Source organism: Herbiconiux sp. 11R-BC, assembly GCF_049472555.1.
In the GTDB taxonomy this organism is placed as follows: domain Bacteria; phylum Actinomycetota; class Actinomycetes; order Actinomycetales; family Microbacteriaceae; genus Herbiconiux.
Genome location: NZ_JBCEBO010000001.1, coordinates 860,933 through 886,184, shown reverse-complemented (window position 1 = coordinate 886,184; position 25,252 = coordinate 860,933). Strand labels below are relative to the sequence as shown.

19 protein-coding genes are annotated in these 25,252 nt (G+C 68.8%); 11 read left to right on the top strand and 8 right to left on the bottom strand.

The genetic code is table 11. The annotated features are described in order from the left end of the window. Positions 1-106 precede the first annotated feature (106 nt). Genes VD659_RS03935 through VD659_RS03925 form a run of 3 tightly spaced genes read left to right on the top strand, consistent with a single transcriptional unit; the run spans position 107 to position 4,503 of the window. A complete protein-coding gene (locus VD659_RS03935; protein ID WP_423259817.1) occupies positions 107-2,260 on the top strand; it encodes a beta-galactosidase in 2,154 nt (717 codons plus the stop codon). Next, on the top strand, positions 2,257-3,225 hold the full coding sequence (locus VD659_RS03930; RefSeq protein ID WP_423259816.1) for an aldo/keto reductase: 969 nt from the start codon (positions 2,257-2,259) through the stop codon (positions 3,223-3,225). Before VD659_RS03935 ends, VD659_RS03930 begins: the two co-directional genes overlap by 4 nt. A 33-nt stretch (positions 3,226-3,258) precedes the next feature. Further along, positions 3,259-4,503: a multidrug effflux MFS transporter gene (locus VD659_RS03925; RefSeq protein WP_423259815.1), complete on the top strand. Its 1,245-nt coding sequence runs from the start codon at positions 3,259-3,261 to the stop codon at positions 4,501-4,503. A gap of 108 nt (positions 4,504-4,611) precedes the next feature. Here the strand turns inward: VD659_RS03925 and VD659_RS03920 are convergent, their stop codons facing one another. After that, positions 4,612-5,565, bottom strand: a complete 954-nt coding sequence (locus VD659_RS03920; RefSeq protein WP_423259814.1) for an aldo/keto reductase — start codon at positions 5,563-5,565, stop codon at positions 4,612-4,614. Positions 5,566-5,695: 130 nt separating this feature from the next. On the opposite strand from VD659_RS03920, the gene VD659_RS03915 reads away from it, so the two are divergent. The 3 genes from VD659_RS03915 to VD659_RS03905 all read left to right on the top strand — a co-directional run bounded on the left by VD659_RS03915 (position 5,696) and on the right by VD659_RS03905 (position 7,907). Then, positions 5,696-6,454 (top strand): MerR family transcriptional regulator, encoded by a 759-nt coding sequence (locus VD659_RS03915; RefSeq protein ID WP_423259813.1) that lies wholly within the window; start codon positions 5,696-5,698, stop codon positions 6,452-6,454. Between the two features lie 38 nt (positions 6,455-6,492). Further along, complete coding sequence (locus tag VD659_RS03910; RefSeq protein WP_423259812.1) at positions 6,493-7,392, top strand: MarR family winged helix-turn-helix transcriptional regulator; 900 nt, start codon at positions 6,493-6,495, stop codon at positions 7,390-7,392. A 92-nt stretch (positions 7,393-7,484) separates the two neighbouring features. Continuing rightward, entirely contained in the window at positions 7,485-7,907 is a 423-nt protein-coding gene (locus VD659_RS03905; RefSeq protein WP_423259811.1) for an organic hydroperoxide resistance protein, read from the top strand. A gap of 70 nt (positions 7,908-7,977) precedes the next feature. Here the strand turns inward: VD659_RS03905 and VD659_RS03900 are convergent, their stop codons facing one another. The 4 genes from VD659_RS03900 to VD659_RS03885 all read right to left on the bottom strand — a co-directional run bounded on the left by VD659_RS03900 (position 7,978) and on the right by VD659_RS03885 (position 11,477). After that, the gene (locus tag VD659_RS03900; protein WP_423259810.1) at positions 7,978-8,505 is read right to left on the bottom strand and encodes a GNAT family N-acetyltransferase; all 528 of its coding nucleotides are present in this window, start codon (positions 8,503-8,505) and stop codon (positions 7,978-7,980) included. Positions 8,506-8,608: 103 nt separating this feature from the next. Further along, entirely contained in the window at positions 8,609-9,388 is a 780-nt protein-coding gene (locus VD659_RS03895; RefSeq protein WP_423259809.1) for a nucleoside/nucleotide kinase family protein, read from the bottom strand. Between the two features lie 101 nt (positions 9,389-9,489). Next, positions 9,490-11,103 (bottom strand): RNA polymerase sigma factor, encoded by a 1,614-nt coding sequence (locus VD659_RS03890; protein ID WP_423259808.1) that lies wholly within the window; start codon positions 11,101-11,103, stop codon positions 9,490-9,492. Beyond that, entirely contained in the window at positions 11,100-11,477 is a 378-nt protein-coding gene (locus VD659_RS03885; protein WP_423259807.1) for a YciI family protein, read from the bottom strand. Before VD659_RS03885 ends, VD659_RS03890 begins: the two co-directional genes overlap by 4 nt. Before the next feature lie 116 nt (positions 11,478-11,593). On the opposite strand from VD659_RS03885, the gene VD659_RS03880 reads away from it, so the two are divergent. Then, positions 11,594-12,175: an HhH-GPD-type base excision DNA repair protein gene (locus VD659_RS03880; RefSeq protein ID WP_423259806.1), complete on the top strand. Its 582-nt coding sequence runs from the start codon at positions 11,594-11,596 to the stop codon at positions 12,173-12,175. Between the two features lie 18 nt (positions 12,176-12,193). Here the strand turns inward: VD659_RS03880 and VD659_RS03875 are convergent, their stop codons facing one another. Next, on the bottom strand, positions 12,194-12,862 hold the full coding sequence (locus VD659_RS03875) for a YczE/YyaS/YitT family protein (protein WP_423260045.1): 669 nt from the start codon (positions 12,860-12,862) through the stop codon (positions 12,194-12,196). 154 nt (positions 12,863-13,016) lie between these two features. Here VD659_RS03875 and VD659_RS03870 point away from each other — a divergent pair, with 154 nt between their 5' ends. The 4 genes from VD659_RS03870 to VD659_RS03855 all read left to right on the top strand — a co-directional run bounded on the left by VD659_RS03870 (position 13,017) and on the right by VD659_RS03855 (position 16,656). Next, positions 13,017-14,486, top strand: coding sequence for a PLP-dependent aminotransferase family protein (locus tag VD659_RS03870; protein ID WP_423259805.1), 1,470 nt, complete (start codon positions 13,017-13,019; stop codon positions 14,484-14,486). Positions 14,487-14,597: 111 nt separating this feature from the next. Then, positions 14,598-15,296: a hotdog fold thioesterase gene (locus VD659_RS03865; protein WP_423259804.1), complete on the top strand. Its 699-nt coding sequence runs from the start codon at positions 14,598-14,600 to the stop codon at positions 15,294-15,296. A gap of 263 nt (positions 15,297-15,559) precedes the next feature. Next, positions 15,560-15,772: a helix-turn-helix domain-containing protein gene (locus VD659_RS03860; RefSeq protein WP_423259803.1), complete on the top strand. Its 213-nt coding sequence runs from the start codon at positions 15,560-15,562 to the stop codon at positions 15,770-15,772. Between the two features lie 296 nt (positions 15,773-16,068). Then, the gene (locus tag VD659_RS03855) at positions 16,069-16,656 is read left to right on the top strand and encodes a hypothetical protein (RefSeq protein WP_423259802.1); all 588 of its coding nucleotides are present in this window, start codon (positions 16,069-16,071) and stop codon (positions 16,654-16,656) included. Positions 16,657-16,922: 266 nt separating this feature from the next. Here the strand turns inward: VD659_RS03855 and VD659_RS03850 are convergent, their stop codons facing one another. After that, positions 16,923-17,378, bottom strand: a complete 456-nt coding sequence (locus VD659_RS03850; RefSeq protein ID WP_423259801.1) for a hypothetical protein — start codon at positions 17,376-17,378, stop codon at positions 16,923-16,925. Positions 17,379-18,566: 1,188 nt separating this feature from the next. Further along, on the bottom strand, positions 18,567-25,199 hold the full coding sequence (locus VD659_RS03845; protein ID WP_423259800.1) for an RHS repeat-associated core domain-containing protein: 6,633 nt from the start codon (positions 25,197-25,199) through the stop codon (positions 18,567-18,569). Between the last annotated feature and the right edge of the window lie 53 nt (positions 25,200-25,252).

The following is a 25,252-nucleotide window of genomic DNA, read 5'->3' as shown; positions in this document are numbered from 1 at the left end:
GGCGGGCCGTCGCGCCCGCCGGCGCCTCCTGTAGCCCAGAAGACCTGAAGACCTGAAGCCCGGAAGACCTGGCGACCGAACCCCGATCCCCTGAACGAGAGACAGCATGCACTACGGCGGAGACTACAACCCCGAGCAGTGGCCCGAGGAGGTCTGGCACGACGACGTGCGCCTCATGCGCGAGGCCGGCGTGACGATGGTGACCGTGGGGGTGTTCTCGTGGGCGCGCATCCAGCCGGATGAGCACAGCTTCGACTGGGGCTGGCTCGACCGGGTGCTCGACCTGCTGCACGAGAACGGCATCGCGGTCGACCTCGCCACCGCCACCGCCTCACCGCCGCCGTGGGCCTCCACCGCGTATCCCGAGATGCTGCCCCAGGACGAGAACGGCGCCGTCTACTGGCCGGGCAGCCGGCAGGCCTACGCGCCGAGCTCTCCCGTGTACCGGCGCCTCGCCGCGCGGCTCGTGACCGAGCTCGTGGGGCGCTACGCCGCGCATCCGGCGGTCGCGATGTGGCACGTCAACAACGAGTACGGCTGCCACCTGCACTACGACTACTCCGACAACGCGGCGGTGGCGTTCCGGCTCTGGCTGGCCGGGCGCTACGGCTCGGTCGAGGCGCTCAACGAGGCCTGGGGCACCCTGTTCTGGTCGCAGCGCTACGGCTCCTTCGACGAGATCGTGCCGCCGCGCAAGGCCCCCTACAGCCACAACCCCGCCGGCGTGCTCGACTTCAAGCGCTTCACCTCCGACACGCTGCTCGGGCTCTTCCGGATGGAGCGCGACATCATCAAGGCCTCGGGCGCCGCGCAGCCCGTCACCACGAACTTCATGGGCTTCTTCCCGCCCGCCGACTACTGGGCGTGGGCTCCCGAGCTCGACGTCATCAGCGACGACAACTACGCCGACCCGAACGACCCCGAATCCTTCCGCGGCGCCGCGTTCACGCGCGACCTGATGCGCTCGCTGAAGCCGGGCACGCCGTGGATCCTGATGGAGCAGGCCACGAACTCCGTGAACTGGCGGCCGAGCAACGCTCCGAAGGCGCCGGGCCAGATGGCGGCGCTCTCGATGCAGGCCGTCGGCCGCGGGGCGGACGGCATCAACTTCTTCCAGTGGCGGCAGTCCCGCCGAGGCAGCGAGAAGTTCCACTCCTCGATGGTGCCGCAGGCCGGGCTCGAGACCCGCACCTGGCGGGAGGTCGTGGCCCTCGGCGAGACGCTCGGCCGGCTGCCCGCGCTGCCGGCGGGCGCTGCGGGCGGGAGCGGGGCATCCGTGGCCCTCGTCATCGACTGGGAGAACCGCTGGGCGCTCGAGAACCCCGACCACCCCGTGGTGCTCGACTACGCGCAGCTCGTGCAGCGGTGGTACTCGGCGCTGCACCGGCAGAACGTCGCCGTCGACCTCGTGCACCCCACGAGTGCGCTCGACGGCTACGCCCTCGTCGTGGCGCCGCAGCTCTACCTGCTGGGCTCGGCGGGGGCCGCGAACCTCAGCGCCTTCGTGCGCGGGGGCGGGCACCTGCTCGTGTCGGCGTTCAGCGACGTGGTCGACGAGACGGATGCGTTCCGCGAGGGCGGGTTCCAAGTCGGGCTCCGCGAGGTGCTCGGCGTGGCGGTGGAGGACTTCGGGGCGCTCGTGCTGCCGGCCTCGGCCGGGCGGGCCGCGGGCGACTCGGCGGGGGACGCGGGAGTCGGTGGGGTCGCCGGCGCGTCGGCTCCCGGCAGCGCACCCGGCGAGAGCCGCGCGCCCATCGACACCCCGTTCGGCGCCCTCACCGGCGAGTACTTCGCCGAGGAGCTGCAGCTGCTGGCGCCCGGTGACTCCGGCGAGCCCGCCGAGGTGCTGGGCCGCTACTCCGGAGGCCGGCTCGCCGGGCTTCCCGCACTCACCTCGAAGGCCACCGGCGCCGGACGCGCACACTACCTCGCCACCATCCCCGACGACGACGGGATGCTCGCGGTCACCCGCTGGGCCGCCGGTCTCGCGGGTGTGCAGCCGGTTCTCGACACCCCCAACGAGTGGGTGGAGGCGGCCCGGCGCGGATCCCTGCTCACGATCATCAACCACGGCACGGAGCCGGTGGAGGTGGCGGTGACGGGCGTCGACGTCGTGAGCGGAGCATCCGTCACCGCGGTCTCGCTCGAGCGTTTCGGCTGGGCGCTCGTCGACACGGCGCCGGTCGCCGCCGCTCCCGTTTCCGCTGCCTCCGGGCCCGCCGCATCCACCTCCGTTCCCAGCACCCAGGAGCTCTCGTGAAGTACACCCGCCTCGGCCACTCCGGCGCCACCGTCAGCCGCATCGCGCTCGGCACCATGAACTTCGGGCCGGTCATCGGCCCGGAGGAGTCGTTCGGCATCCTCGATCTCGCCGTCGAGAACGGCGTGAACTTCATCGACACCGCCGATGTCTACGGCGGGGGCCCGTGGGGGCCGAACGAGGGGCAGAGCGAGGAGATCCTCGGCGACTGGATGCGCGAGCGCGGCAACCGCGACTCCCTCGTGGTGGCCACCAAGGTGCACGGGCCGATGGGCGACGGGCCGAACGACCGCGGGCTCTCGGCCGTGCACTTCCGGGCCGCGGTGGACGCCTCGCTGCGGCGCCTCGGCACCGACCGCATCGACCTCTACCAGATGCACCACATCGACCGGGAGGTGCCCGTCGACGAAGTGCTCGACGCCTTCACCACGCTCGCCGCACAGGGCAAGATCGTGTACCTCGGCTCGTCGAACTTCGCGGGCTGGAACATCGCGCAGTACCGCGAGCACGCCGAGAGCCGGCGGCAGCTGCCGATCGTGACCGAGCAGTCGGTGTACAACCTGGCGCAGCGCACACTCGAGCTCGAGGTGGTGCCGGCCGCACTGAACTACGGGATGGGCCTGCTGCCCTGGTCGCCGCTCGCGAGCGGCCAGCTCGGCGGGGTGCTCAGGAAGGCCGATCGCGCGCGCTCGAAGGACCTCTCGCACCTCGGTGCCCGCCGGCCGCAGATCGAGCGGTACGAGGCCTTCGCCGAGCAGAACGGCGTCGACCCGGCCGAGCTCGCGCTCGCCTGGCTGCTGCACCAGCCCGTGGTGACGGCGCCGGTCGTGGGGCCGCGCACGGCGGCGCAGCTCACCGGTGCGCTCGCGGCGCTCGAGCTCTCGCTCGATCAGGCGCAGCTCGACGAGCTCGACCGCATCTGGCCCGGGCCCGGCGGGCAGGCGCCGGAGGCGTACGCCTGGTGAGTGGTGTGAGCGGGTGCGGCGGCGGCCGGCGCTGTGAGCGCTGAGCTGCCGGGGGCGTCGGCGGGGCCATCGTCACGGCCGGGGCGACCCGGCCGGCTGCCCGCGGCCTTCTTCGTGACGCTCGGGTTCATCCAGGCGCTCTGGCCGCTGACGATGGACCTCTATCTGCCGTCGTTCCCGCAGATCCAGGCCGAGCTCGCGACGAGCCCCTCGCTCGTGCAGTTCACGCTCACCGGGGCGTTCGTGGGCATGGCCTGCGGGCAGCTCGTGGCGGGGCCGCTCTCGGATCGTGTGGGGCGCATCCGGCCGCTCGTCGTGGCGCTCGTCGTGTACACGGTGGCGAGCGTCGCGTGCGCGATGGCGCCGACGGTGGGCGTGCTGATCGGGTCGCGGCTCGTGCAGGGGGTGGGCGCGGCGGCGACCGCGGTGATCATCCTCGCCATCGTGCGCGACCGCGCCGAGGGGCCGCTGATGGTGAAGCTGCTCGCCCGGCTGCAGCTGATCAACGGGGTCTTCGTGGTGGCGTCGCCGGCGATCGGTGCGCAGCTGCTGCGGCTCACCGACTGGCGCGGGCTGTTCTGGCTGCTCGTGGTCTACGGCATCGTGCTGCTGCTCGCCGCCGTGGCCGTGCTCGCCCGGCACGAGACCAACCCGCTCGCCGTGCGGGCGCTGCGCACGGGAGCGCGGTTGCGCGACGACTACCTCGCCCTCGCGCGCGACCGGCAGTACCGGGCCGCGGTGGGGGCCGGGGCGCTGCAGTGGGCGGCGATGATGAGCTACATGGCGTCATCCGCCTTCCTGTTCCAGGGCATCTTCGGGCTCGACGCCACGGCCTACGCCATCGTGTTCGGCGGCCACGGAGCGCTCATGATCGCCGGCGCGCAGCTGAGCGCGCGGCTCGCCGGGCGGATGAACGTCACGGCCGTCGCCCGCGGGGGAGCGGTGGTGCTGTTCGGCTTCGCCGCCCTGCTGCTCGCCGGGCAGCTGTTCGCGCCGGGGCTGGGCCTGCTGGGCTTCGTGCTGCCGCTGTTCGCCTTCACCACGACCTTCGGCGTGATCTCGCCCACCCTGCAGAGCAGCGCCCTCGCCCACCACGGGCCGCGCGCCGGAGCCGCGGCCTCGCTCGTGGGCGCCACGAACATGGTGGCGGGCGCCGTGGGCGCGCCGATCGTGGGCCTGTTCGGCGTGACCTCCACGGTGCCGGCCGCCGCCGTCATGACCCTCTGCGCAGGCCTCTCGGCCGTCGTGCTCCTCGCCGGCTTCCGAGCCCCGCGCTAGCCCCCGCCAGCGCTGCCCCCTCCTCGCGAGTCGCCAAAAACCGCCCTATCCCGCGCGTCTTGGGGCGGTTTTTGGCGACTCGCGAGGAGGGGGTGCTCCCGGCGGGGGTCAGGATGCCGGGGGCGTCCAGGCGGAGACGGCGTCGAGACGGGCGACCTCCTCGGGGGAGAGGGTGACGCGCCCGACGGCGAGCAGGTCGGCGACCTGCTCGACCCGCGAGGCGCTGGCGATGGGCGCCACGATCGTGGGCTTCGCCAAGAGCCACGCGAGCGCCGTGGTGGCGATCGAGGCGTCGTGGGCGCGCCCGATCTCCTCCAGTGCATCCACGATGGCGAGGCCCTGCGGGGTCGCATAGCGCGCGGCGGCCTTCGAGCGCACCGCGCCCGCGTTGTCGGTGGTCGAGCGGTACTTGCCGGTGAGGAACCCGCTCGCCAGCGCGTAGTAGGGCATCACGCCCAGGTGCTCGCGCTCGGCGATCGGCGCCAGGTGGTCCTCGAAGTCGTTGCGGTGCACCAGGTTGTAGTGCGGCTGCAGGGCGACCGGCAAGGCGTATCCGTTGGCCGTGCAGATCGCGAGGTAGGCCTCGATGTTCGCGGGGCTGAAGTTCGACAGCGCCGTGTAGCGCACCTTGCCGGCCCTCACTACGGCGTCGAACGCCGCTGCGGTCTCTTCGAGCGGGGTCTCGGGGTCTTCGAAGTGCGCGTAGTAGAGGTCGATGCGGTCGGTCTGCAGGCGGGCGAGCGAGGCATCCGCCGCCGCCTGGATGTTCGCGGCAGAGAGTCCGGGGAACTCCGGATGCCGCGACACCTTCGTGGCGATGACGGTCGCGTCGCGCGAACCGCGGCTCGTGAACCACTCGCCGATCAGCGTCTCCGACTCGCCGCCCTTCTTGCCGGGCGCCGCCGCCATGTAGCTGTCGGAGGTGTCGATGAAGTTGCCGCCGCCGGCCGCGTGGGCGTCGAGGATGGCGAGGGAGGTGTCGTGGTCGGCGGTCCAGCCGAAGACGTTGCCGCCGAGCGAGAGAGGGAAGACGTCGAGGTCGCTGAGTCCGATACGTGACATGCCTCCGACGCTACTCCTCGAATCGGGCCTGTCGGGGCGGGTCGGCACGCGGAGCTTGACCTTGACGTAACGTCAACTTCTATCGTGTAGGGAACGGGGCGCTGACGCTCCCCGAGGGAAGGAGCATCCGATGGACTGGTCGATCCAGGAGGTCGCGCGCCTCGCCGGCACCACGAGCCGGACGCTGCGGCACTACGCCCAGCTCGGCATCGTGGAGCCCAGCCGGGTGGCCGCCAACGGCTACCGCTACTACGACGAACAGTCCCTCGTGCGACTGCAGCGGGTGCTACTGCTGCGCGAGCTCGGGCTCGGGCTGCCGGCGATCGCGCAGGTGCTCGAACGCGAGACGGATGCGCCCACCGCTCTCCGCGCGCACCTGGATTGGCTGAGAGCGGAACAGGGCCGGCTGAACCGGCAGATCGCCTCGGTGCGATCGACGATCGACACGATGGAGAAAGAAGGAGAACTCATGCCGGAGAACATGTTCGACGGTTTCGACCACACGGCCTACGAGGCCGAGGTCACCGAGCGCTGGGGCGCCGAGGCGTACCGGAGCGGTGACGAATGGTGGTCGGCCAAGACGCCCGCCGAGAAGAAGGAGTGGCAGGATGCGCAGGCCGGCCTGGCCGCCGACTGGCGCGCGGCCGCCGAGGCCGGGCTCGACCCGGCCGGTGCGGAGGGGCAGGCGCTCGCCCGGCGGCAGTACGACTGGCTGGCGGGTGTGCCGGGAACCCCGCGCGACGCATCCGGTGGTCTGGCGCGGGAGTACCTACTGGGGCTCGGCGAGCTGTACGTGGCCGACGAGCGCTTCGCCGCGAACTACGGCGGGGCTTCGGGCGCGGTGTTCGTGCGGGATGCGCTGGTCGCGTTCGCTGAGGCGTCGCTGTGAATTAGGTTGTGCGCAATTCGATTGCGTACAATCGAAGTATGACCGAGAGTGCGACCGACGGGGCGACCGACGCGAGGAGCGAAACGGCGAGCGAGGCGTTGCGCGACAACCCGATCGGCTCGACGGCGGCCGCCGGGGGGGCCCGCGTGGCGCCCTCGCCGCTCGACTCGATGCTGTGCTTCGCGCTGTACTCGGCGTCGAACGCCGTGGCGCAGGCGCACCGGGCAGCGCTCGCGCCCTGGAACCTCACCTACACGCAGTACGTGGCGCTCGTCGAGCTCGCGGTGTCGCCGTCGGGTCTGGCCGTGAGCGAGCTCGGCCGCCGCATGAGTCTCGACTCGGGTACCCTCTCGCCGCTGCTTCGCCGCCTCGAGCAGCGCGGGCTCGTGCGGCGGGAGCGGCGCTCGAGCGACGAGCGCGTGGTGATCGCCTCGGCCACGGAGGCGGGGCGGGCGACGGTCGACGAGCTGGCGGAGTCGATCCGCTGCCTCAACGCGGGCTACGGACTCGAGTCGATGGCCGACGCCGGCTCGCTCGTCGCAGCGCTGCACCGCATCGCCTCGGGCATGCACGAGGTCACGGCCGCCGCGACCGCGGGCGAGCTGCTCGCCGGGGCGGAGCCGCGCCGGTCCGCCCGCGCCGCCACCACCACTGCGACCGCCGGCGCGCCCGCGCCGGCCTCCGCCTCCGCCACCCCTGGGACCGCCGCCGCGCCCGCCGCCGCCGGCGCTCCCGCGCCGGCCTCCCCCGCCGTGCCCGCATCTGTCGCGCCCGAATCCGACGCCCTCGATTCCGGTGCCGCAGGCCACGCATCCGATACCGCGGCGCCCGCATCCGGTGCCACTGATTCCGGCACGGCCGCGCCGGCGCGCGGCGCTTCCGCGGCAGCCGGCGCTGTGCCCGCATCCGGGCCCGGCGCACCGCCCGCGCACCCCTGAGTTTCGGCGCATCCGACGCCGATCACCGATCGTGCGCACCACGGGCCGTCCGGCCCGCGCGGGCGCGCGGTCACGACCCGAAAGGCATTCCCATGGAAGCCCTCTACACCGCAGAAGCCCTCGCCACCGGAGCCGGACGAGACGGCCACGTGCGCACCTCCGACGGCCGCGTCGACCTCGACCTCGCTGTTCCGCAGAGCATGGGCGGCTCGGGGAACGGCTCGAACCCCGAGCAGCTCTTCGCCGCCGGCTACTCCGCGTGCTTCCACTCCGCGCTGCAGATGGTGGCCCGCGCGCGCAAGGTCGACATCAGCGACTCCGCCGTGGGGGGCCGCGTGCAGATCGGCTCGAACGGCCAGGGCGGCTTCCAGCTCGCCGTGCTGCTCGAGGTCGTGCTGCCCGGGATCGAGCACGACCTCGCCCAAGAGCTCGCCGACGCGGCGCACCAGGTGTGCCCCTACTCCAACGCCACCCGCGGCAACATCGAGGTCACCATCTCGGTCTCCGACGACTGAGCAGCGCCACCCCATCGCCATCCCGCCGCCCGATGTCTCGATTCGGCGGCTCGATGTCGTGCGGGGGCGCTCAGCGCAGGGGCTTGCGCATCTGCAGCTCGCGCTGGGCGCGGTTCAGCGGGTACGGGATGCTGACCCCCGTCTCCACGAAGCCGCGCTTCGCGTAGGCCGCGCGCGCTCGGGCGTTGAGTTCGTGCACGTCGAGGGTGAGGCTGTCGCCGCGCAGGGCGGCCCACTCCTCGATGCGGCCGAGCAGCGCATCCGTCACCCCGGCCTCGCGGCCACGGAATCCGGGCGCCACGTAGACGCCGTAGAGATACGCTCCGGATGCGCCGCGCGGCACCTTCGACATCATGGTCGCCACCCAGCGCCCGCCGTCGGCGATCGCCACGACCGTGATCGACGCGTGCGACGAGCCGTCGCGCGCCCACGCCCGCCACTCCGCCTCGCTGCGGCGGTGCCCCTGCGCGAGGGTCTCGAGGTAGGCGAGCGGGGTGTCGGCGAGCATCTCGAGCCGCAGCGCCCGCACCTCGCGCCAGTCGGCCTCCTCGGTGCGGCGCACGGTGAAGCCCGCGGTCGCCACCTCGTTGTCGCTCATGCTTTCGACCCTACTCACGCTCGTCGACGCACCGGGTGATTAGTTACTACCGAAATGAGGAGCACCGACCCGAATACGGCCTCGGTACTGCTTATTTCTGTAGTTACTCGCCGGCGACGACGCGTGCGGTCTCGCCCGAGACCACGAGGTCGGCGCGCGGCCTGGTCGACTCGATCAGGAGGGCGTTGCGCCCGTCGACCGATTCGGCCCAGTCCAGCGCGGCTTCGGGCGAGCGGCCGCCGAGTTCGTGCCGCGCCACGAGGCGCGACACCCGCACGGCATCGGGAGTTTCGCAGAACCAGGCCTCGGTGAGCAGCTCCGTGATGCCCGCCCAGGGCCCGTCGTCGACGAGCAGGTAGTTGCCCTCGACGATCACGAGCTGGGTCTCGGGCTCCACCGCGAGCTCGGCCGCGATCGGCTCCTCCACCCGGCGGTCGAAACTCGGCGTGAACACGGTGTGGTCGCGTTCGACCAGAATGCGCTGCAGCAGCGCCACGAAACCCCAGCCGTCGAAGGTGTCGATGGCGCCCTTGCGGTCGAGACGGCCGAGGCGGCGCAGTGTCGACTCCGCGAGGTGGTAGCCGTCCATCGGCAGGTGCATCGCGAACGGCGCACCGGGGCCGCCGGATGCCGCACTCAGCTCGTTCACGCGCGCCGCCAGCTGCACGGCGAGGGAGGTCTTGCCGGCGCCCGGACTTCCGGCGATGCCGAGGACGGCGCGGCGCCCCGGCACGACGAGCGCGAGCGCGCGCCGGGCGAGCGCGTCGAAGGCGTCGGCGTTGGGGCCTTCGGCGTCGGGCCCGGGGCGAGGGGAGTCTGGGCGGCCTAAGGGGTCGTGGCCGGGGCGTTCGGCGTCGGGGTCGGGCGTCTCGGAGAGCGGCACGGGTTCCCTCGATGATCATCGGATGGCGGGGCGGGAGCGCCGCCGGTGCAGACCTATCGTTCCAGACCGCGCCACGGATCGCTAGGCGGCTCGACGCGTGGCTATGCCGGCGGGCCGGCGGCGGCGCGGCGCTCGAGGAGTGCGCGGGAGCGGGCGTCGGTCGTGAGCGAGATCGCTTTGGCGAAGGCCGCATCCGCGTCGCCGGACCGGCCGGCGTGCTGCAGCAGGTGCGCCCGGGTGGCCCAGAGCGGCTGAAAGCGCGTGAAGGCCGCGAGTTCGGGGCCCTCCAGCGCTGCGGCGACCCGATCGAGGTGCTCGAGACCGGCCGACGGTCCGTCGACCTCAGCAATCGTCGCGGCGAGCGAGACCTGGGCGCCGAGTGTCGGCGCCACCTCCAGCAGGGCCTGGTTCAGGATGCGCTGAGCGGCCCAGTCGGTGCGCCCGGTCGTCCGCCGCGCGCAGTGCACCGACTGCATGGCGGCCTCGAGCTCGAAGCGGCCGGCCGGCACGCGGGCTGCCGCGGCTGCCGCGGGTGCGCCGGCGGCCAGGGCGGGCTCATGCGGCGAGCGCCGAGCGCGCCGGAGCGCGTGGGCCGCGAGGAGGTGGCGCTCGGCGCGGTCGATGAGGGCGGCATCCCAGCGGCGGGTGTCCTGCTCGTCGAGCGGCACGAGTGCGCCGTCGGCGCTGAACCGTGACGGCGTGCGCGCCACCGAGAACTCGATCAGGGCGGCGAGCCCCCGCACTTCGGGCTCCCCGGGCAGGAGCTCGGCCAGCGTCTCGGCGAGGAACAGTGCCTCGCCCGCCAGCGAGTCACGCACCGTGGGCCCGGCGACGCGCATCCAGTCGATGGCATAGGCGCCGTAGACCGCCTCGAGCACGGCCGGCAACCGGGCGGGCATCGCGGCGCGGTCGGGCACGGCGAACGGGATGCCCGCCGCCCGGATGCGCCGCTTCGCCCGCACGAGCCGCTGCGCCATCGCGGGGGCCGGCACCGCGAAGGCCTCGGCGATCTGCGCGGCCTCGAAGCCGAGCACCGTCTGCAGCATGAGCGGGGTACGCACGGCCGGGTCGATGGCCGGATGCGCGCACACGAACAACAGTTCGAGCCGCCTGTCGGGGATGGCGTCGAGGTCGATCGCCGCCGGGTCGAGTCCGGGGTGGGATGCGTACGCGGGGCCGGGGCGCCGCGATCCGTCGGCCAGCGGACCGTCGGGGTCGAGGAGCGCGTCCAGCGGAATCGAGGTGCGAACCGCCGCCGAGCCGAGCCGGTCGCGCTGGCGGTTGCGGGCGACGGTGAGGATCCACGCGGCCGGGTTCTGCGGCACCCCATCGCCGGGCCAGCGCCGAAGCGCCTGTTCGAAGGCATCGGCGAGCGCGTCTTCGGCGCCCGCGATGTCGCGCGTGGGCGCCGCGAGCAGCGCCAGCAGCCGGCCGTAGGTCTCCCGGGCGAGTCGCTCCGCGGTCGCGGCGGCCGCCGAAGGCGCTGCGGGTGGCGGGACGCCCGGCCCGGCGTCCGCCTCGACGTCTGGCCTGGCGTGCGGCCTGGCGTCTGCCTTGGCGTCTGGCGTGACGTGCGACCTGGCGTCTGCCTCGGCGGCGGCCGCGGCGTCCGACTCGCCGCTCGCTCCGGCGGCCGCCTCGCCCGCCGCCTGGCCCGCCGCCTGGCCGGCCGCCCAGCCGCCCGGCCGGCCCCCCGCCCCGGCGGCTCCGGTCACCCGACCGGCCGCCACTGGCCCTCCGCGAAGCTGATCGCCGAGGGCCTGATCTCGAGCACCCCGTACTGCGCGCCCGGGCACCGCTCGGCCCACGCGATCGCGGCGTCGAGGTCGGGCAGGTCGACCAGGAACACCCCTGCCAGCTTCTCCTTCGTGTCGGCGAACGGGCCGTCCTGCACCTGCAGGCTCCCGCCGCGCAGCGTCACGGTGGTCGTCGCGGCCGCCGGCTCGAGGATCTCGGCCGCCAGCAGCACGCCCGCCGCCTCGAGCGCCTTGCCGTACTCGTCGAAGGCCACGCGGAACGGGGCCATGTCTTCTTCGGTGACGCCCGCATCCTGGGCTTCCTGGTTGATGAGGAGGAGTGAGTAGCGCATGAGATGTCCTTCCGGTGATCGTCAGAGTAGTCACCGCGGTCGGCGACTTCTACAGTGATGACGATCGGGCGCCATCCCGATCGACACCGCGGATGCGCCGTGTCAGCATGGAGGGCATGACCGCAACGCTCCACATCACCGGCGACGACGCATCCGACGCCCTGCTCTCGGCCGATCCGCTGGCCCTGCTCGTGGGCATGCTGCTCGACCAGCAGGTGCCGATGGAGACCGCCTTCGCGGGGCCGAAGAAGATCGCCGACCGTCTCGGCTCGTTCGACGCGGCGACTCTCGCCCGCACCGACCCCGACGATCTGCTCGCCGTGTTCAAGCAGTCGCCCGCGGTGCACCGCTTTCCGGGCTCGATGGCGGGCCGGGTGCAGGCGCTCTGCGCGGCGATCGTGGAGGACTGGGGCGGCGACGCCTCCGCCCTCTGGACGCAGGGCGACCCCGACGGTCCGACCGTGCTCGCGCGGCTCGAGGCGCTGCCCGGCTTCGGCGAGCAGAAGGCGAAGATCTTCCTGGCGCTGCTCGGCAAGCAGTACGGCTTCACGGGCTCCGGATGGCGGGCCGCCGCGGGCCACTACGGCGACGAGGGCTCGTACCGCTCCGTCGCCGACATCGTCGACCCCGCCTCGCTCACGAAGGTGCGCGAGTTCAAGCGCGCCGCCAAGGCCGCCGCGAAGCCCGCGAAGGCCTGAGCCCGCGCCACCCCGCCCTCACGCCCTCCCCACTTCGCCCGTGATGGCGGCCCTCTGCGACTTCTCGATGGTGCCGGGCGCGCAGGAGCGGGCGTGGCCGGACGCGCGAGCGCGAGCGCGAGGCCGGAGGAGGCGCAGGCTGAGGCCGCAGAGGGGGCCGATGAGCGCGGCGAACACGAGCGTGCCCACGCCGACGTCGCCGCCGAGCAGCCAGCCCACGAGCAGCACGCTCCCCTCCACCAGGGTGCGCGCGAGCCACAGCGGCAGGCCGAACCGCGAGTGGATGCCCGTCATCAGCCCGTCGCGCGGCCCCGGTCCCAGCCCCGCGCCGATGTAGACGCCACTCGCGAAGGCCAGCAGCAGCATCCCGCCCGCGAAGTAGGCGATCTGGGCGAGAAGGCCCGCCGGCGCCGGCAGCAGCCACACGCCGAGCCCGATCACCGTTCCCACCACGAACACGTTGAGCACCGTGCCGAGGCCGGGGCGCTGGCGGAGCGGAATCCAGAGCAGCAGCACCGCGAGGCCGATGAGGTTCGTGAGCAGTCCGATGTTCCAGCCGCTCAGGCGGGTGACGCCCTGGGCGAAGACCGTCCACGGGTCCACTCCGACGGCCGCCCGGATCATCAGCGCGTCGGCCACCCCGTAGAGCACCAGGCCGATCAGCAGCCGCAGGATGCGCGCTGGCAGCCGGCCCGCGAAGGCCGGCACGCGTGCTGCCGCGTCCGCGGTCGACGCGGCAGCGCTCGTGCGCCGAGAAGAGGACGACAAGGAAAGAGCCACATCCGCATCCAATCCCACAATTGGCCTGCCCTCAAGACGCCAATATCGCTAAAGTGGATGCATGTCAGATGCCCGCATCGGAACCCGCGCCCTCATCGCCCTGCTCGGAGACTGGCGGCCCACCGCATCCGGGCCCTCGTATCTGGCCCTGTTCGACCGCATCCGCCTGCTCGTGCTCGACGGTCGCATCGCGGGCGACACCCGCCTGCCGGCCGAGCGCGACCTCGCACAGTCGCTCGGCGTGAGCCGCACCATGGTCTCGGCGGCCTACCGCGAGCTGCGCGACGCCGGCTACACGCACAGCGTGCGTGGCTCGGGCAGCGTCACGCGCCTGCCCGGGCGGGCGCCGGTGGGCGGGCAGGACGTCGGCGGCGACTTCATCGACTTCACGAAGGCCACGCTCATCGCCTACCCGGGGCTCGTCGCCGCCACCCAGCGGGTGATCGACGACTACGCCGTCGAGCTCGGCGGCACCGGCATCGACCCCTTCGGCTCGCTCGCCCTGCGCGAAGCCGTGGCCGCCCGCTACACGGCGAAGGGCCTGCCGACCTCGGTGGAGCAGGTGATGATCACCATCGGAGCCCAGCACGCGATCTTCCTGTTGGCCCGCACCCTGCTCGGCCGCGGCGACCGGGCGGTGGTGGAGCTGCCGAGCTACCCGCACGCCTACGAGGCGCTGCGGGCGAACGGCGCGCGGCTGGTGCCCGTCACCGTGACCGCGGCGGGCAGCGGCGCTGCGCCCGACGGCCTGCACGGCTGGGATGCGGCGGGCCTCGAGCAGGCCTTCGCGCGCACGAGCCCCGCGCTGGCCTATCTCATGCCCGACTTCCACAACCCCACGGGCGAGTCCATGCCGGCCGAGCTGCGCGCGCAGGTGCTGCGGGATGCCGCGCGCCAGGGCTCGCTCGTCATCGCCGACGAGACCACGAGCGAGCTCGACATCGACCGGCCTGAGAAGTCCCTGCCGTTCGCCGCCTACGGCGACCCGGGAACCGCGGAGTCGGCCATCCTGATCGGCTCGGTGGGCAAGACCGTGTGGGCGGGGATGCGGGTGGGCTGGATCCGGGCCGAGCCCGCCATCATCCGCAAGCTGGCCGGGGCGCGCTTCGCGGGCGACCTCGGAACCCCCGTGCTCGAGCAGCTCGTGGTGGCGGAACTGCTGCGCGACTTCGAGCCGGTGCTCGCGCTGCGCTCGCAGCAGCTGGCGGCCGGCCGCGACACGGTGCTGCGGGTGCTGGCTTCGCGTTTTCCCGACTGGCAGGCACCGCGGGTGCACGGCGGCCTCGCCACCTGGGTGAACCTCGGGGCGCCAGTGAGCTCGCAGCTCGCGCTCGGGGCGCGGTCGCACGGGCTCCTCGTGACGGCCGGGCCGCGCTTCGGGCTCGATGGGGCGTTCGAGCGGTTCCTGCGCATCCCGATCGGGCTCGCCGAGGCCGAGCTGGAGCGCGGTATCGAGGCGCTCGCGGCGGCCTGGGGCTCGCTGTCGCAGGGGCCGATCCCGCCGGCCGAGCTCTACGCTCAGGTGGTCTGAGGCTCCTGCTCGTCGGGTTCGCACAGCGCGGCGGGCTCCGGATGCGCCGGGCGTCGTCGGGCGCGCACAAACGGCGTGGGCGGGTGGCCGCCGCGAATCTAGGCTGACCGCATGAGCATCGACGACGAGCCCACAGCATCCGTACCGGTTGCAGCTGCACCCGCCGCATCCGGAACCGGCGAACCAGCCCCGAGCACCGCATCCGGCACCGCGGCCGACGCGCCCACCGCATCCGGAAGCCCGGCCTCCGCGGCCGGCGCGCCCACCGCATCCGGAACCCCGGCCTCCGCGGCCGGCGCGCCCACCGCATCCGGAACCCCGGCGCGCAGCCGCCTCGTGGAATGGGACGACCCCTTCATCGGCGTCGCCGTCGCCCCCACAATGTCGGGACTCGACTACCTGCGCGCGATGATGGCCGGCGAGCTGCCCCCGCCGCCCATCGGCAAGCTCATGGGCATGGACCTCGTCGCGGCCGAGGTCGGCTCCGCCACCTTCACCTGCGAGCCGAACGAGTCGCACTACAACCCCATCGGCATCGTGCACGGAGGCCTGGTGTGCACCCTCCTCGACTCGGCGGCCGGATGCGCCGTGCAGTCGACCCTGCCGGCCGGCATGGGCTACACCTCGATCGAGCTGAAGGTCAGCTACCTGCGCCCCCTGCGCCATGACAGCGGCCTGGTCACCTGCGTCGGCACGGTCGTGAAGCCCGGCAGCCGCGTGGCCTTCGCCGAGGCCGCGGTGACGGACGCCGCGGGCAAGCTCATCGCGACCGCCACGAGCTCGCTGCTCGTCTTCCCGCTCGAGCGCTGAGCGGGGCCGACGCGCGCACTGGGCGGAGGCCGCTGATGCCGCTCAATGGCGCTCGCGTTTGAGCCAGATCTCGTCGGCGCAGTCCTCGGAGCAGGCCAGATGTTTGTAGACCATCTCGTCGCGTGGAACGCGAATGCCGCAGTGCCGACAACGCCGAAGTCGTGGGATGAGTGTCATTGGGGCCTCTCTTCTTCGCTCGTGATCCAATAATGCTACTCATAAGTATGTAGACCGACAAGTAGCATCCGGCGACGATCGATCACGTGGAAGGTGAACTTCAGAAGGTGCTCGGCCGGAATCTGCGACGCCTGCGCGAGTCACGCGGGCTGAGTCAGGAGGAGTTCGCGATCGAGATGGGCTATCACCGCACGTACATGGGCGGCGTGGAGCGCGGCGAGCGCAACCTCACGCTGAGGTCGGTCGAGAGAATCGCAGCTCTGACGGGCGTCGGTGCCCTCGACCTGCTGACCGAGTAGGGGGCTGGCTGGGAGGCGGACTGGATCGCAAATCGCGACACGCTCGACAATCCCGGCGGATCGCGTCATACATGAGGCCCCGCAGTCAGTATGCCGCTCAGATGGGTTGCGGATCCACCTTGACGCGGTTTCGTGATGTGAGCCACACGGCGACAATCTTCGACGTGCCCGTGCCGCGATACGAACGAGGGAATTTCAATTCGACAATCGTCTGTCGCCTCCAGTAAGTCCTGTCTACGGCTCTCGGGGGAGAGCAGGGGGAGCGGGACCAACCTCGCGCATTGAGGTTCACTGTCTTGGCTCGTCTCAATCGTCGTTCTGCCCTGCTCAACACTGTTCTGGGTTCGATTCTCACCTTGACACTCGTCTTTGGTGTGGCGGTATCCGCATCGGCCGAATCGGCCACGCCTCCGGAGACGCCGGCTCCGACCTCGATCAGCGATGCGCCGGCGCCCCCGTTCTCTGACCAGCCCGCGGTCCCTGATGCGACGATGCCGGCCGGTGACTACTCAGACTTCGGTGATCCCGCCCCCGCCCAGATGCCCACCCCCGAAGAAGCATCGACAACGAAGATCGACCCCGCAACGTTGACCGATTCCCAGATCATCGATCGCACCGAATTCGATCAGACCTACCGGCTGCCGGATTGTTCGAACTACACCAAGATGTCGACGGATCCGCTGAACGTCTTGGATGACAACGGCACCTATGTGCCGATCGAGACGGCCGTGCAGACGACCGGACCGTGGGCGTGGCTGGGTATCGGCGGCGGTGAAGTGAAGCTGCACCCGCTGGAGCCGAAGTTCGCCGAGATCGCCCAGGTAGTCTTCACTGAGGCTGCCATAGTCAAGCACCGCCGACACAGGTCGACATCTCCGAAGTGACGGAAATCGGCTGGCTCGCTGTACGGTCCGCCCGTAGCTGCAGAACTCGCACCGGTAGGAACTCGCACGCACCAGCTGTCCTCACAATCTCGTACGGGGCAAGCTGGTCGACGGAGGCGATCGCCACCACCCGGTGCCCGCGGACACTCTCACAGGTCGCCGACTCCGCGAATCCTCTAATGTTGCCGCTTCGAGAAGGAACAAATTTCGCCTGAGAATCCGCTCGCCCCGTTTTGATCCAACAAAGCCGCGCGTCTCTCACTGGGTCATTGACTTCTTTCATGCTTGGTCAAGACCCCTCCGACGTACGCTTCTCCGTCGAAGCTCTGCGTGATGACCGCAATTACACTTGCCGCAAGTCGATGAGGATCAGGAGCGCCATGATGCAGGACGGTGGATAAGTCCAGAATCGAAATGAAGCCGTTCAGTGGATACATTGCTGTGCGAAGGAGCCTCTCTTGCTCTACACCAACGGAATCGAGAGAAATCCAACGCTCTACGCGGTTCCCAATCACGAAATAACTGTTTGACCATTCGTCGTCCACCATGTCGCCTTCCTCCTCGACATCGGCCTCGACTATCAGCGTTCTACCACCCAATTCCCTCAGGTGAATAAGGAATGACCTGAGAACGGATGAGTCGGCTGATTGGCCGATGCCAGCCCGACGCAGCGGAAGCCGATGCGGGTCGGTATTGGCAACTAGAAGGCGCGCTTCCGTCATGCCCTGGATTCGCATTCGAACGGCTAGGGAGAATTCCGAGCTCCACGGCCCGTCGCTTCGGTCTAGCGATTCTGCAAACCATTCTCGCGCTGAACCTATGTCAACGAGCCGCCCGAGCGAGCGAGTCATTCGTGCGCCACTTCTCGTAAGTCCACAATCTCGCGTCCTACATTTCGGAACAATTTGTGCCGTCTTCGTATAACCGATACCAGATGCCACCATCCTTCAGATCGAAGTGCGGCCCAATGGGCTCTGGATGCTCAGGATCCGGCCTCAGGACCTGCTTAGTTGCGGGACCGTACCACGATCCCTTATCGGAGGGGCCTCGCCATCCCAGCCTTCACCGGGTGACTGACTGGGATCCTTGAAGTTTGGCTTTCTACTCAGTTGAGGTTCGCCTGAAGCCGCGTTGCCCGAAGACGTCACGGAAAACACTACGAGCGTCACGATCAACCCCGTGATCCGCACCACCTCCAGCAAGCATGCACCTACGCACTCGGCGGGGCCGAGAAGACGATCGAGCTACAGAGCCCACTCGGAACACGAGCGTTGATCCCCGGCAACCAAAGCCAGTAGGCCCGCAGGCGGCCCCAGATCGTTCCTCACGCCCGTATTCCGAGATGCCCCAGAGCCACACCTCGTTCGAGCGCTTCGCCGTGACCCCGCCGCACGCAATTCACCGCCCGAATATGAGCGTTCGCCGCAGCCAACTTCGCTCGCGATGCCATCAGCCTCGAAAATCACGCGCGAGTTCCACAGAGACGGCAGCAAGCTGCGACACCCCGACCTCTCGCCAGATCCGCAGGAGATTCTCTCGAACAAGAGCAAGTCCCTGGACCTCGTCCATCCCTTCCATATCAGGCATCGACGCCCTCGGCCACTCAGTCGGAACGCCGTGCCCAACTCGCACTACTGCGGTAGCCCCGTCCGGAAGTAGAACCCGACGTTCTCCCCATAAGAACCGCGTGTCAGCAATCTCTTCGAACTGAATCCCACGCACACCAAACAACGCTCTTAGCCAGTCCATCCAGGCGGCAGGATCGTTGGTCGTTCCATCTCCCCACCCATCTGTTCCGATTGAATCAATTACTAGATCCAGAGACGCATCGTCAAATTGCGAATATTGCTCAAGGAGTCGGAGCCCTGCCTCTTGAATTTCATGTGGCGTATATGTGTGGATCACGGCGCTTATCTCTCCTTCGGAATGATATTAATCCCGCCATTTGAAATCGTGTTTCCGCCTCGCACCTCGACCCACGCCTGTGTTCCATCTGGTAGAACCTGAGCGTACTTCTCAATGAGTCCGCCGCCTGGCCCGCTTTGAGGGTAACTCCGTATGAAGTTGTTCGGCACTACGACGCTTTGAAGGAGATCGCGGCTCGCTTGAGTGTCCGCGATGTTGTGCTCCGGCCTAAACGTGTGGTCGGGATTTGCAAATTCAAATGTCGCTCCTTTTGTTCCGATCACGCTTTGCGGCAGCCCGGAATGTGCGGCACTCTCGGAACCGGCAACCTCAGCCGTCGCTCCTGCTGCCGACCCACCAGCTGCGATCACGCCGACAACAATTAGTGGCACAGCTCGATCATGCGCGGATTGAGTAAATAGGAGGTATTGCTGAATCCATGCGGGTTGACTAGCCAGATTATCGGCGGCCATCTGAGCCGCAATCGAATCCCAAACCGCCATCTCATCGCTGTCATAAATGGGCTGTCCCCAGTGGAGCTGAATGATGGGTTTTGGTGCAGCTGAAGGTGTGGGGATAGAGCACCGGTTATAGCTCGCGTTTCCGCCGCACCCGCCACCGTATGATTGTGCGGCTCCCGACGTAGCCGATCCGCCGCCCGCGGCTGGTGGGGTCCCGGCGACTGCGGCTGGGTCTGCGCTGGTTACGACGCCCAGACCGTTTCCGGGTGTTCCGTCTTTGCACGACGGGTTTGCCCAGGGCCCGGTCGGGCATAGGCCGGAGGGGTCGGTGAGCGTGACGGGGTTGTTGGACGCGTAGGCGTAGCCGTTGTTCTGTGCTGGATTGAAGGGCGCGAGGACGGGGTCGACAGTGAGGAATTTGCCGATCGTTGGGTCGTAGGCGCGCGCCCCGAGCTGCACAAGATTGCTGAGTTCGGAACTGGGTGCGTTCAGGAATGTGTGGCTACTTGACCAAGGCGCGGGCGTGCTTCGAGGGTTGCCGTATGGGTCAGTGAGGCGGTGAGTGACGGTGCCGTCGGTTGCCCCGATCTCAAGGTCGGCTGTGCCGTCGATGTCGGTGGACAGCCACCGGAGTACCCCGTTCAAGGTACCTGCTTTGGTCGTGCGTTCCGCGATCGGTGTCCCGTTCACGTTGTAGGTGCGCACAGCGGTCGCGGCGCCGGGGTTAGAGCCGGTGGCGACGTGTATTTCGGTGTCGCCGGCGAACACGGTGGTGCCGTGGGTCGGGTCGGTTTGAAGCAAGAGTGACCCATCGGCCGTGTACACGTTGGTTTGGGTGATGGCGCTACTACCAGCTCCGGCGGTGAGGGTTTGGATCTTGCCGGTCGGGCTGTAGGTGAGGGTCTGCCCTGGCCTGGTGAGGGTGTTCCCGGAGGCGTCGTAGGTGTAGTTGTCGGTCGTGAGGAGTACCGCGTCTGCGTTGTAGTGTTTCACTGATTGAACCGCGTGAGGCCGAGCAGCGGTGGCGGCGGGGTATGTGTAGTCATCCCACGGACCCTCGATGAGGGTGTCTCTCATTACGAAGCTTCTGTTCCCCGTGGCGGGGTCGTTGAAGTAGCCCTTCCAGTAGGGATTCGGCCCGGGGTCGGCCCCGGTAGACCACGGCTGACCGCTTGCACACGGGGTGGTGTTGGTCGTCCAGACGTATTGCAGCGTGCCGAGTAGATCGTTGGTGTAGCACTGCTTGTCGGAGAACCCGGAGCCGGTGTTGAAAGCGGAGGTGATGTTGCCGGCGTTGTCGCGGGTGTATTGACGGTCGGCGTAGGTGGTGGAGCCGGCGGTGTCGGTGATGCGGTCGAGAGCGAGGGTTGCCTGGTCGTAGTGGAAGGTGGTGATGTCGTCGTAGGTGTTGTCGCGCGTGTATTGGGAGGGGGCGCCGATGGGGGTGTATTGGGCGCCGGAGAGGACGTCGTCGGTGCCGTAGATTCCGGTGATGTGTCCGTACGCGCCGTAGGCGTAGGCAATGTTCTCGGCGGGCATTCCGCCTGAGGTTGCGCTGCCAATGGCGGGTTCAGCGACCGTCGCGAGAGACCCGTTGGGGTAGTAGGTGTAGCCGGTGCTGTACGTTTTCGCGGCGGTGAATCCGGGGGCGCCGGCGGGGATACTCAGGGTGGTTTGGAGTGGCCTGTATCCGTCGTCGTAGCTGATGATGCTCTGTTTGTATTCGCGACGTGTGCTCCCAGAGCCGGTGTAGGAGCTGGAGGAGGCGAGTTGGTTCTTGCCGTTGATCGCGGTGTCGTATGCCCAGGAGGCGAGGAGGTTCGCGGAGCTGCTGGTGTCGGTCACGTATTGGCCGGTCTTGCGGTTGAGGTTGTCGTAGGTGTAGGCGAGGGTGATGTTTCGGGCGTCGGTGCTGCTGGTGAGGTTGCCGGCGTCGTCGTAGGTGCTGGTAGTGGTTCCGGTGTCGGGGTCGGTGGCTTTGGTTTGCCGACCGAGGGTGTCGTATTCCCACAACCATGCAGTGGTGGCGGCGTCGGTCATTTTCGTCATCTTGCCCTGCACGTTGTATTCGTACGTGGAGCTGTAGGGGTTGGTGAACGGGGTTGCGGAGGATGAGGAGGTCGAGTAGCGGGTGAGCTTCGTTTCCTGACCGAGGGTGTTGGTGAACACCGAAGTGGGGGGAGCTCCTGCTGGCGGGAGGGTGTCGACACGGTCTGCGCCGGGGTAGGCGTAGGTGGTGTGGTAGCGCTCGGTGGCGAGGGACACGAGGGCGGTGACGAGTGGGCGGCCGGCTCCGTCGTAACTGGTGGTCTCCTTGGATTGGATGTTCTGCTCGGAGGTGGGTACGAACAGTCTCGGCCCGGCGTTTACGGAAAGGGTGAAGTAGGGGTTGTTCTTCATGACGACTCGTCCGGCTTTGTTGTAGCCCAGGTCGCTGATCGCGGTGCCGCCGCCTTCGGCAGTGGTTTGGGTTTGAACCTGCTGGCCGAGCCCGTCGTACAGGGTGTAACTGGTCACGGTGCTGCCGGGCACAAGGGTGGTGGTGGCGACCGCGAGAGGGTAGAGGGTGGTGTCGGCGTTGGTGGGGATGGTGTATCGGTAGCGGATTGAGGCTGTTGGGTTGCTGGCCTGGGGGCGGCCGGGGAGCCACACGTCGGTGCGGCGACCGAGGGCGTCGTACACGGCGGTGGTGACCTCGCCGTTTTCGTCGGTTGCGGAAGTTTCTGCTCCCCAGGCGGGGTTGAGGTTTGTGGTGGTCGTCCAGTTGTAGGGCGCCGTGTTCGTGGTGGTCACGGAGGTCAGGGCGCCACTGCCGGCGGCAGCCCCAGCGGCGGGCGTGTATGTGGTGGTCGTGGTGTGGTTTGCGACGTCCTTCTTGGTGAGGAGCCGGCCCATGGTGTCGTAGGTGTTGGTGGCGGTGATGAGCCACACCGCCGCGCCGCCGTTGTAGGAGCCGGCGACTTCAGCGAGGGTCGGGTCGCCTTTGGTGGGGGTGCCGTTGACGCCGACGGCGTCATAGGTGATGCGGTTCTGCGAGATCGCATCGGCAGGGTAGCTGGCGGCCGCAAGGTTGCTGCAGGCGACGCCGACCTTCAGGATCTCCTTGGGTAGTCCGATGATCCACGCGGCGGTATTCGGGGTGGCATAGTCCGTTTTCGTGCAGGTCGACTTTGTGAGGTCGGAGGCCGTCGTGTTGACGGTGAGTGGGTAGCCGTAAGTGTTGTCGTAGGTGGTCGTGGTGGTGATGGTACGGTTTCCGCCGGTGGAGAGGGGTTCTGTCGTGGTGACTGTTCCGTCGCCGGAGTGCCAGGCCGTGTTCGTTCCGTCGTTTGCGGTGATTGAGGACGCCCACGGGGAAGTGACGGAGTCCGAGACCGTTACGCTGCCGTTGAGCACTTTCACATCGCGGGTATGGCCGGCGAACCAGCGGGAATCCGTGACCCCGGGGAAGCCGGTGACGGCGACGGACTTAGTTCCGCCGGCAGTGGTGGCTTGGTCACCGTCCATGCCCTGGTAGAAGGTGTATTGCGTCTTCTCCGGAATGGCGGGAGCGATGACATTTCCGGTGCTGATTTGCACAGTGTTCACACCGGCATAGTCAGACCAGGTTCGCTTGTCTGACGGGGTCAGCGGGGACTTGTCGTACCGCCACGCTGGGGTGCCGTAGCTGTAGTCGGTTTGCTGAGCGGGGTCGTTTCCGCCTCCGGTGTTGGGGTTGCTGACAACGGAAGCGACCACGTACTTGTGGAAGAGGTCCTGTTTAGTTGGCAGGGTCGTGGTGCCCGTGAGCGTGGGAGTCCACCACTGCGGGAAGCAGAACAGTGTGTTCGACTCGGGATGAGCGAGGATGCTGGATGCGTTTGTCTGGTTGCAATTAGGGCCTTGGTAATTGACGGTGATGATCGCGCCGCTCGACGTGTGGATGCCGGACACCCGCCACTTGTCCAGGGGCAGGAGGCCATCTTTCACCCAGACGCGGTTCTGCATGGAGGCACCGTCGAAGGTGGTGTCGTGTTCGGTGATCGATGCACTGCCGCTGTACCCGGTGTGGCCGACTTTGGTGAGCCACAGGGCGGGGCTGGTGGTGTCGCCCGGGGCCGGAAAGGAGTGTCCGAGGGTCCATTCGTCGACCTTGCTGTAGGCGCCGGAGATCCGCGCCTGCGTGGTGATGGTGTTCAGCATCCCGGTGGTCCAGAACGAGGGCGATACCAGCGTGGTGCAGGCGGTGGTGCAGAACTGGTCGAAGGGGACGTCCGGGTACGCGGTCGGATGGGCGGCGTTCACAGCGGGGGACGTGATGGTTTCGGTGGTGCAGTTGGTGTGGCTGGTGTCGTTGCATCGACCGTAGCTGTCGTACCCGAAGAGCACTTTGTCGGTGGCGGCGTTCGCTGTGTAGACGGTTGTGGCGGTGAGGCCGTATTCAATGTGCTCGAGCTGGCCGCCCCGAATGTAGGAGGTGGGGGTGGTGTCACCCTTCTTGGTGTACGCGTTGGTTTCAGCGGCGTAATAGAGGGCTTCGGCGTTGTCGTGGGTGTCGACGATGTAGTCGAGATTCCACCGCCATCCCTGCATGCAGCTGGATGCTTCGAAGGTGGCTTGGTGGCAGGCTTCGCCTGCGTCGTTGCCAAACACCGGGACGGTCCAGGCGGAATTGGTGGAGGCTTTTCCGCTGCTCCAGCCGGGGAGATTGTTCAGGCCGAAATAGTACTGGGTGCCGTCGGTGGTGGTCAGCCGCCAGCAGTCGTTGTCCCAGGTTCCGTTGGAGGCGCAGTGCCCGGCCGCGGTGCCGGTGAGGTACTCGATTCGGGAGCCGTCGTCGTTCTGGAGCTTCCACACGCCGGTGGTGGCGTCCCTGACGAGCAGACCGGAGTGTCCGGCGAGGTTCAGTGTGGCGTTGTCCGTTTTCCAGCACAGGTCACCGGACGCGTAGACCGGTGTTGGGCCGTCGAGGGAACAGGAGACGTAGCTGCGTTCGATGAAACCGCCGCCGCCGAGGCTCCACCCTTCGCCGATCGCGGAGGGCTGATTGTTCGTTGACGCCGTCTCGCCGTCGACGGATTGAGAGTCGTAGTTCAGCGCGAGCGACGGTGAGGGGCCTGCTGCCGCCGGCGGAGTCCGTAGTGGAAGTGACCAGGAGAACCCGCCGGTCTGGGCGGACACGTCCCAGGATGAGGAGGGCTTGAGGGAGGTGGCTGCGAAGGATCCGGTGCCGGTCGAGGAGACGGGTGTGGCGGCGAGAGTGAGCAGCAGCGGTGCGGAGCTGATCTGTGGGGACACGGTGGTCGTGTCGGATACCTCGTCAGGGGTGGCGGCGACGATTTCGCTCGCGGCGGCAACCTTCTTGGCGGCGGTTTCGGCGGGGACTGTAACCCAGCGGGCGCGGCTGGCGAAGTCGGCGCCGTAGTACCCGTCGAGCAGGGTGTCGGGGATGGTCACGGCGATGTCGGCGGTTGCGGCGTGACCGTCGCTACGGGCGATCTGGAGGACAAGTCCGGTGAGGCCGTGTTTGGCTGCATCGGTTTCGCTGAGGACGTCGACGGTGACTGTTGTCGGGACGCTCGCAGCGTTGTCGGTGGGGGTGGCCTCGACGGTGATTCCGGTGCTGTTGACCGGTACGGGCTCCGCGGCGGGCACAGGCTGCGCGATGGGAGCAGGGTCTTCTTCATCGACGCCCGGTTCCGGAACGGTTCGGGTGAAGGTGGACGGGTCCGCTGCGTGACTCGAGCTGCCCGGATCGGGCACTGCGGTTGGGGTGGGTGTCTCGAAAGCAGAATTCGGGCCATCTGTTGGTAGAGGGGAGGTGGTCTCGCCGCCTGATTCGGGGTCGGGAGTCTGCGATGCCGTTGGCGCAGGATCTGCTGCCGGGGGAGCCGAGCTGGGTTCCGGGGCGACGGGATCGGCCGCTACAGGGTTCGTTCCATCGGGCGTGGTGGCGAGTTGCAGCTCGTTGTGGCTCGGTGCCAGGGGCGACACGGTGGGCAACGGCTCCGAGGTGCTGGATGCGAAACTCAGCGAATCGTCTACGCCCGCAGCAGTCGCGCCCTCGACGGGTTCCATCCGCGGAGGCTCAGGGACAGCAGGGTCGCCGTCCGCGAAGGCCGGCGCGGCCGGAATGATCGAGATGACCAGCAGCAGCGCTGCTGCGACCGCGACCTTACGCGAGGTTGCGGTTGTCAAGGGTCCGAGAATTCGACGACGCATGACTAGCTCCAGTCACAAAGTAGAGAACA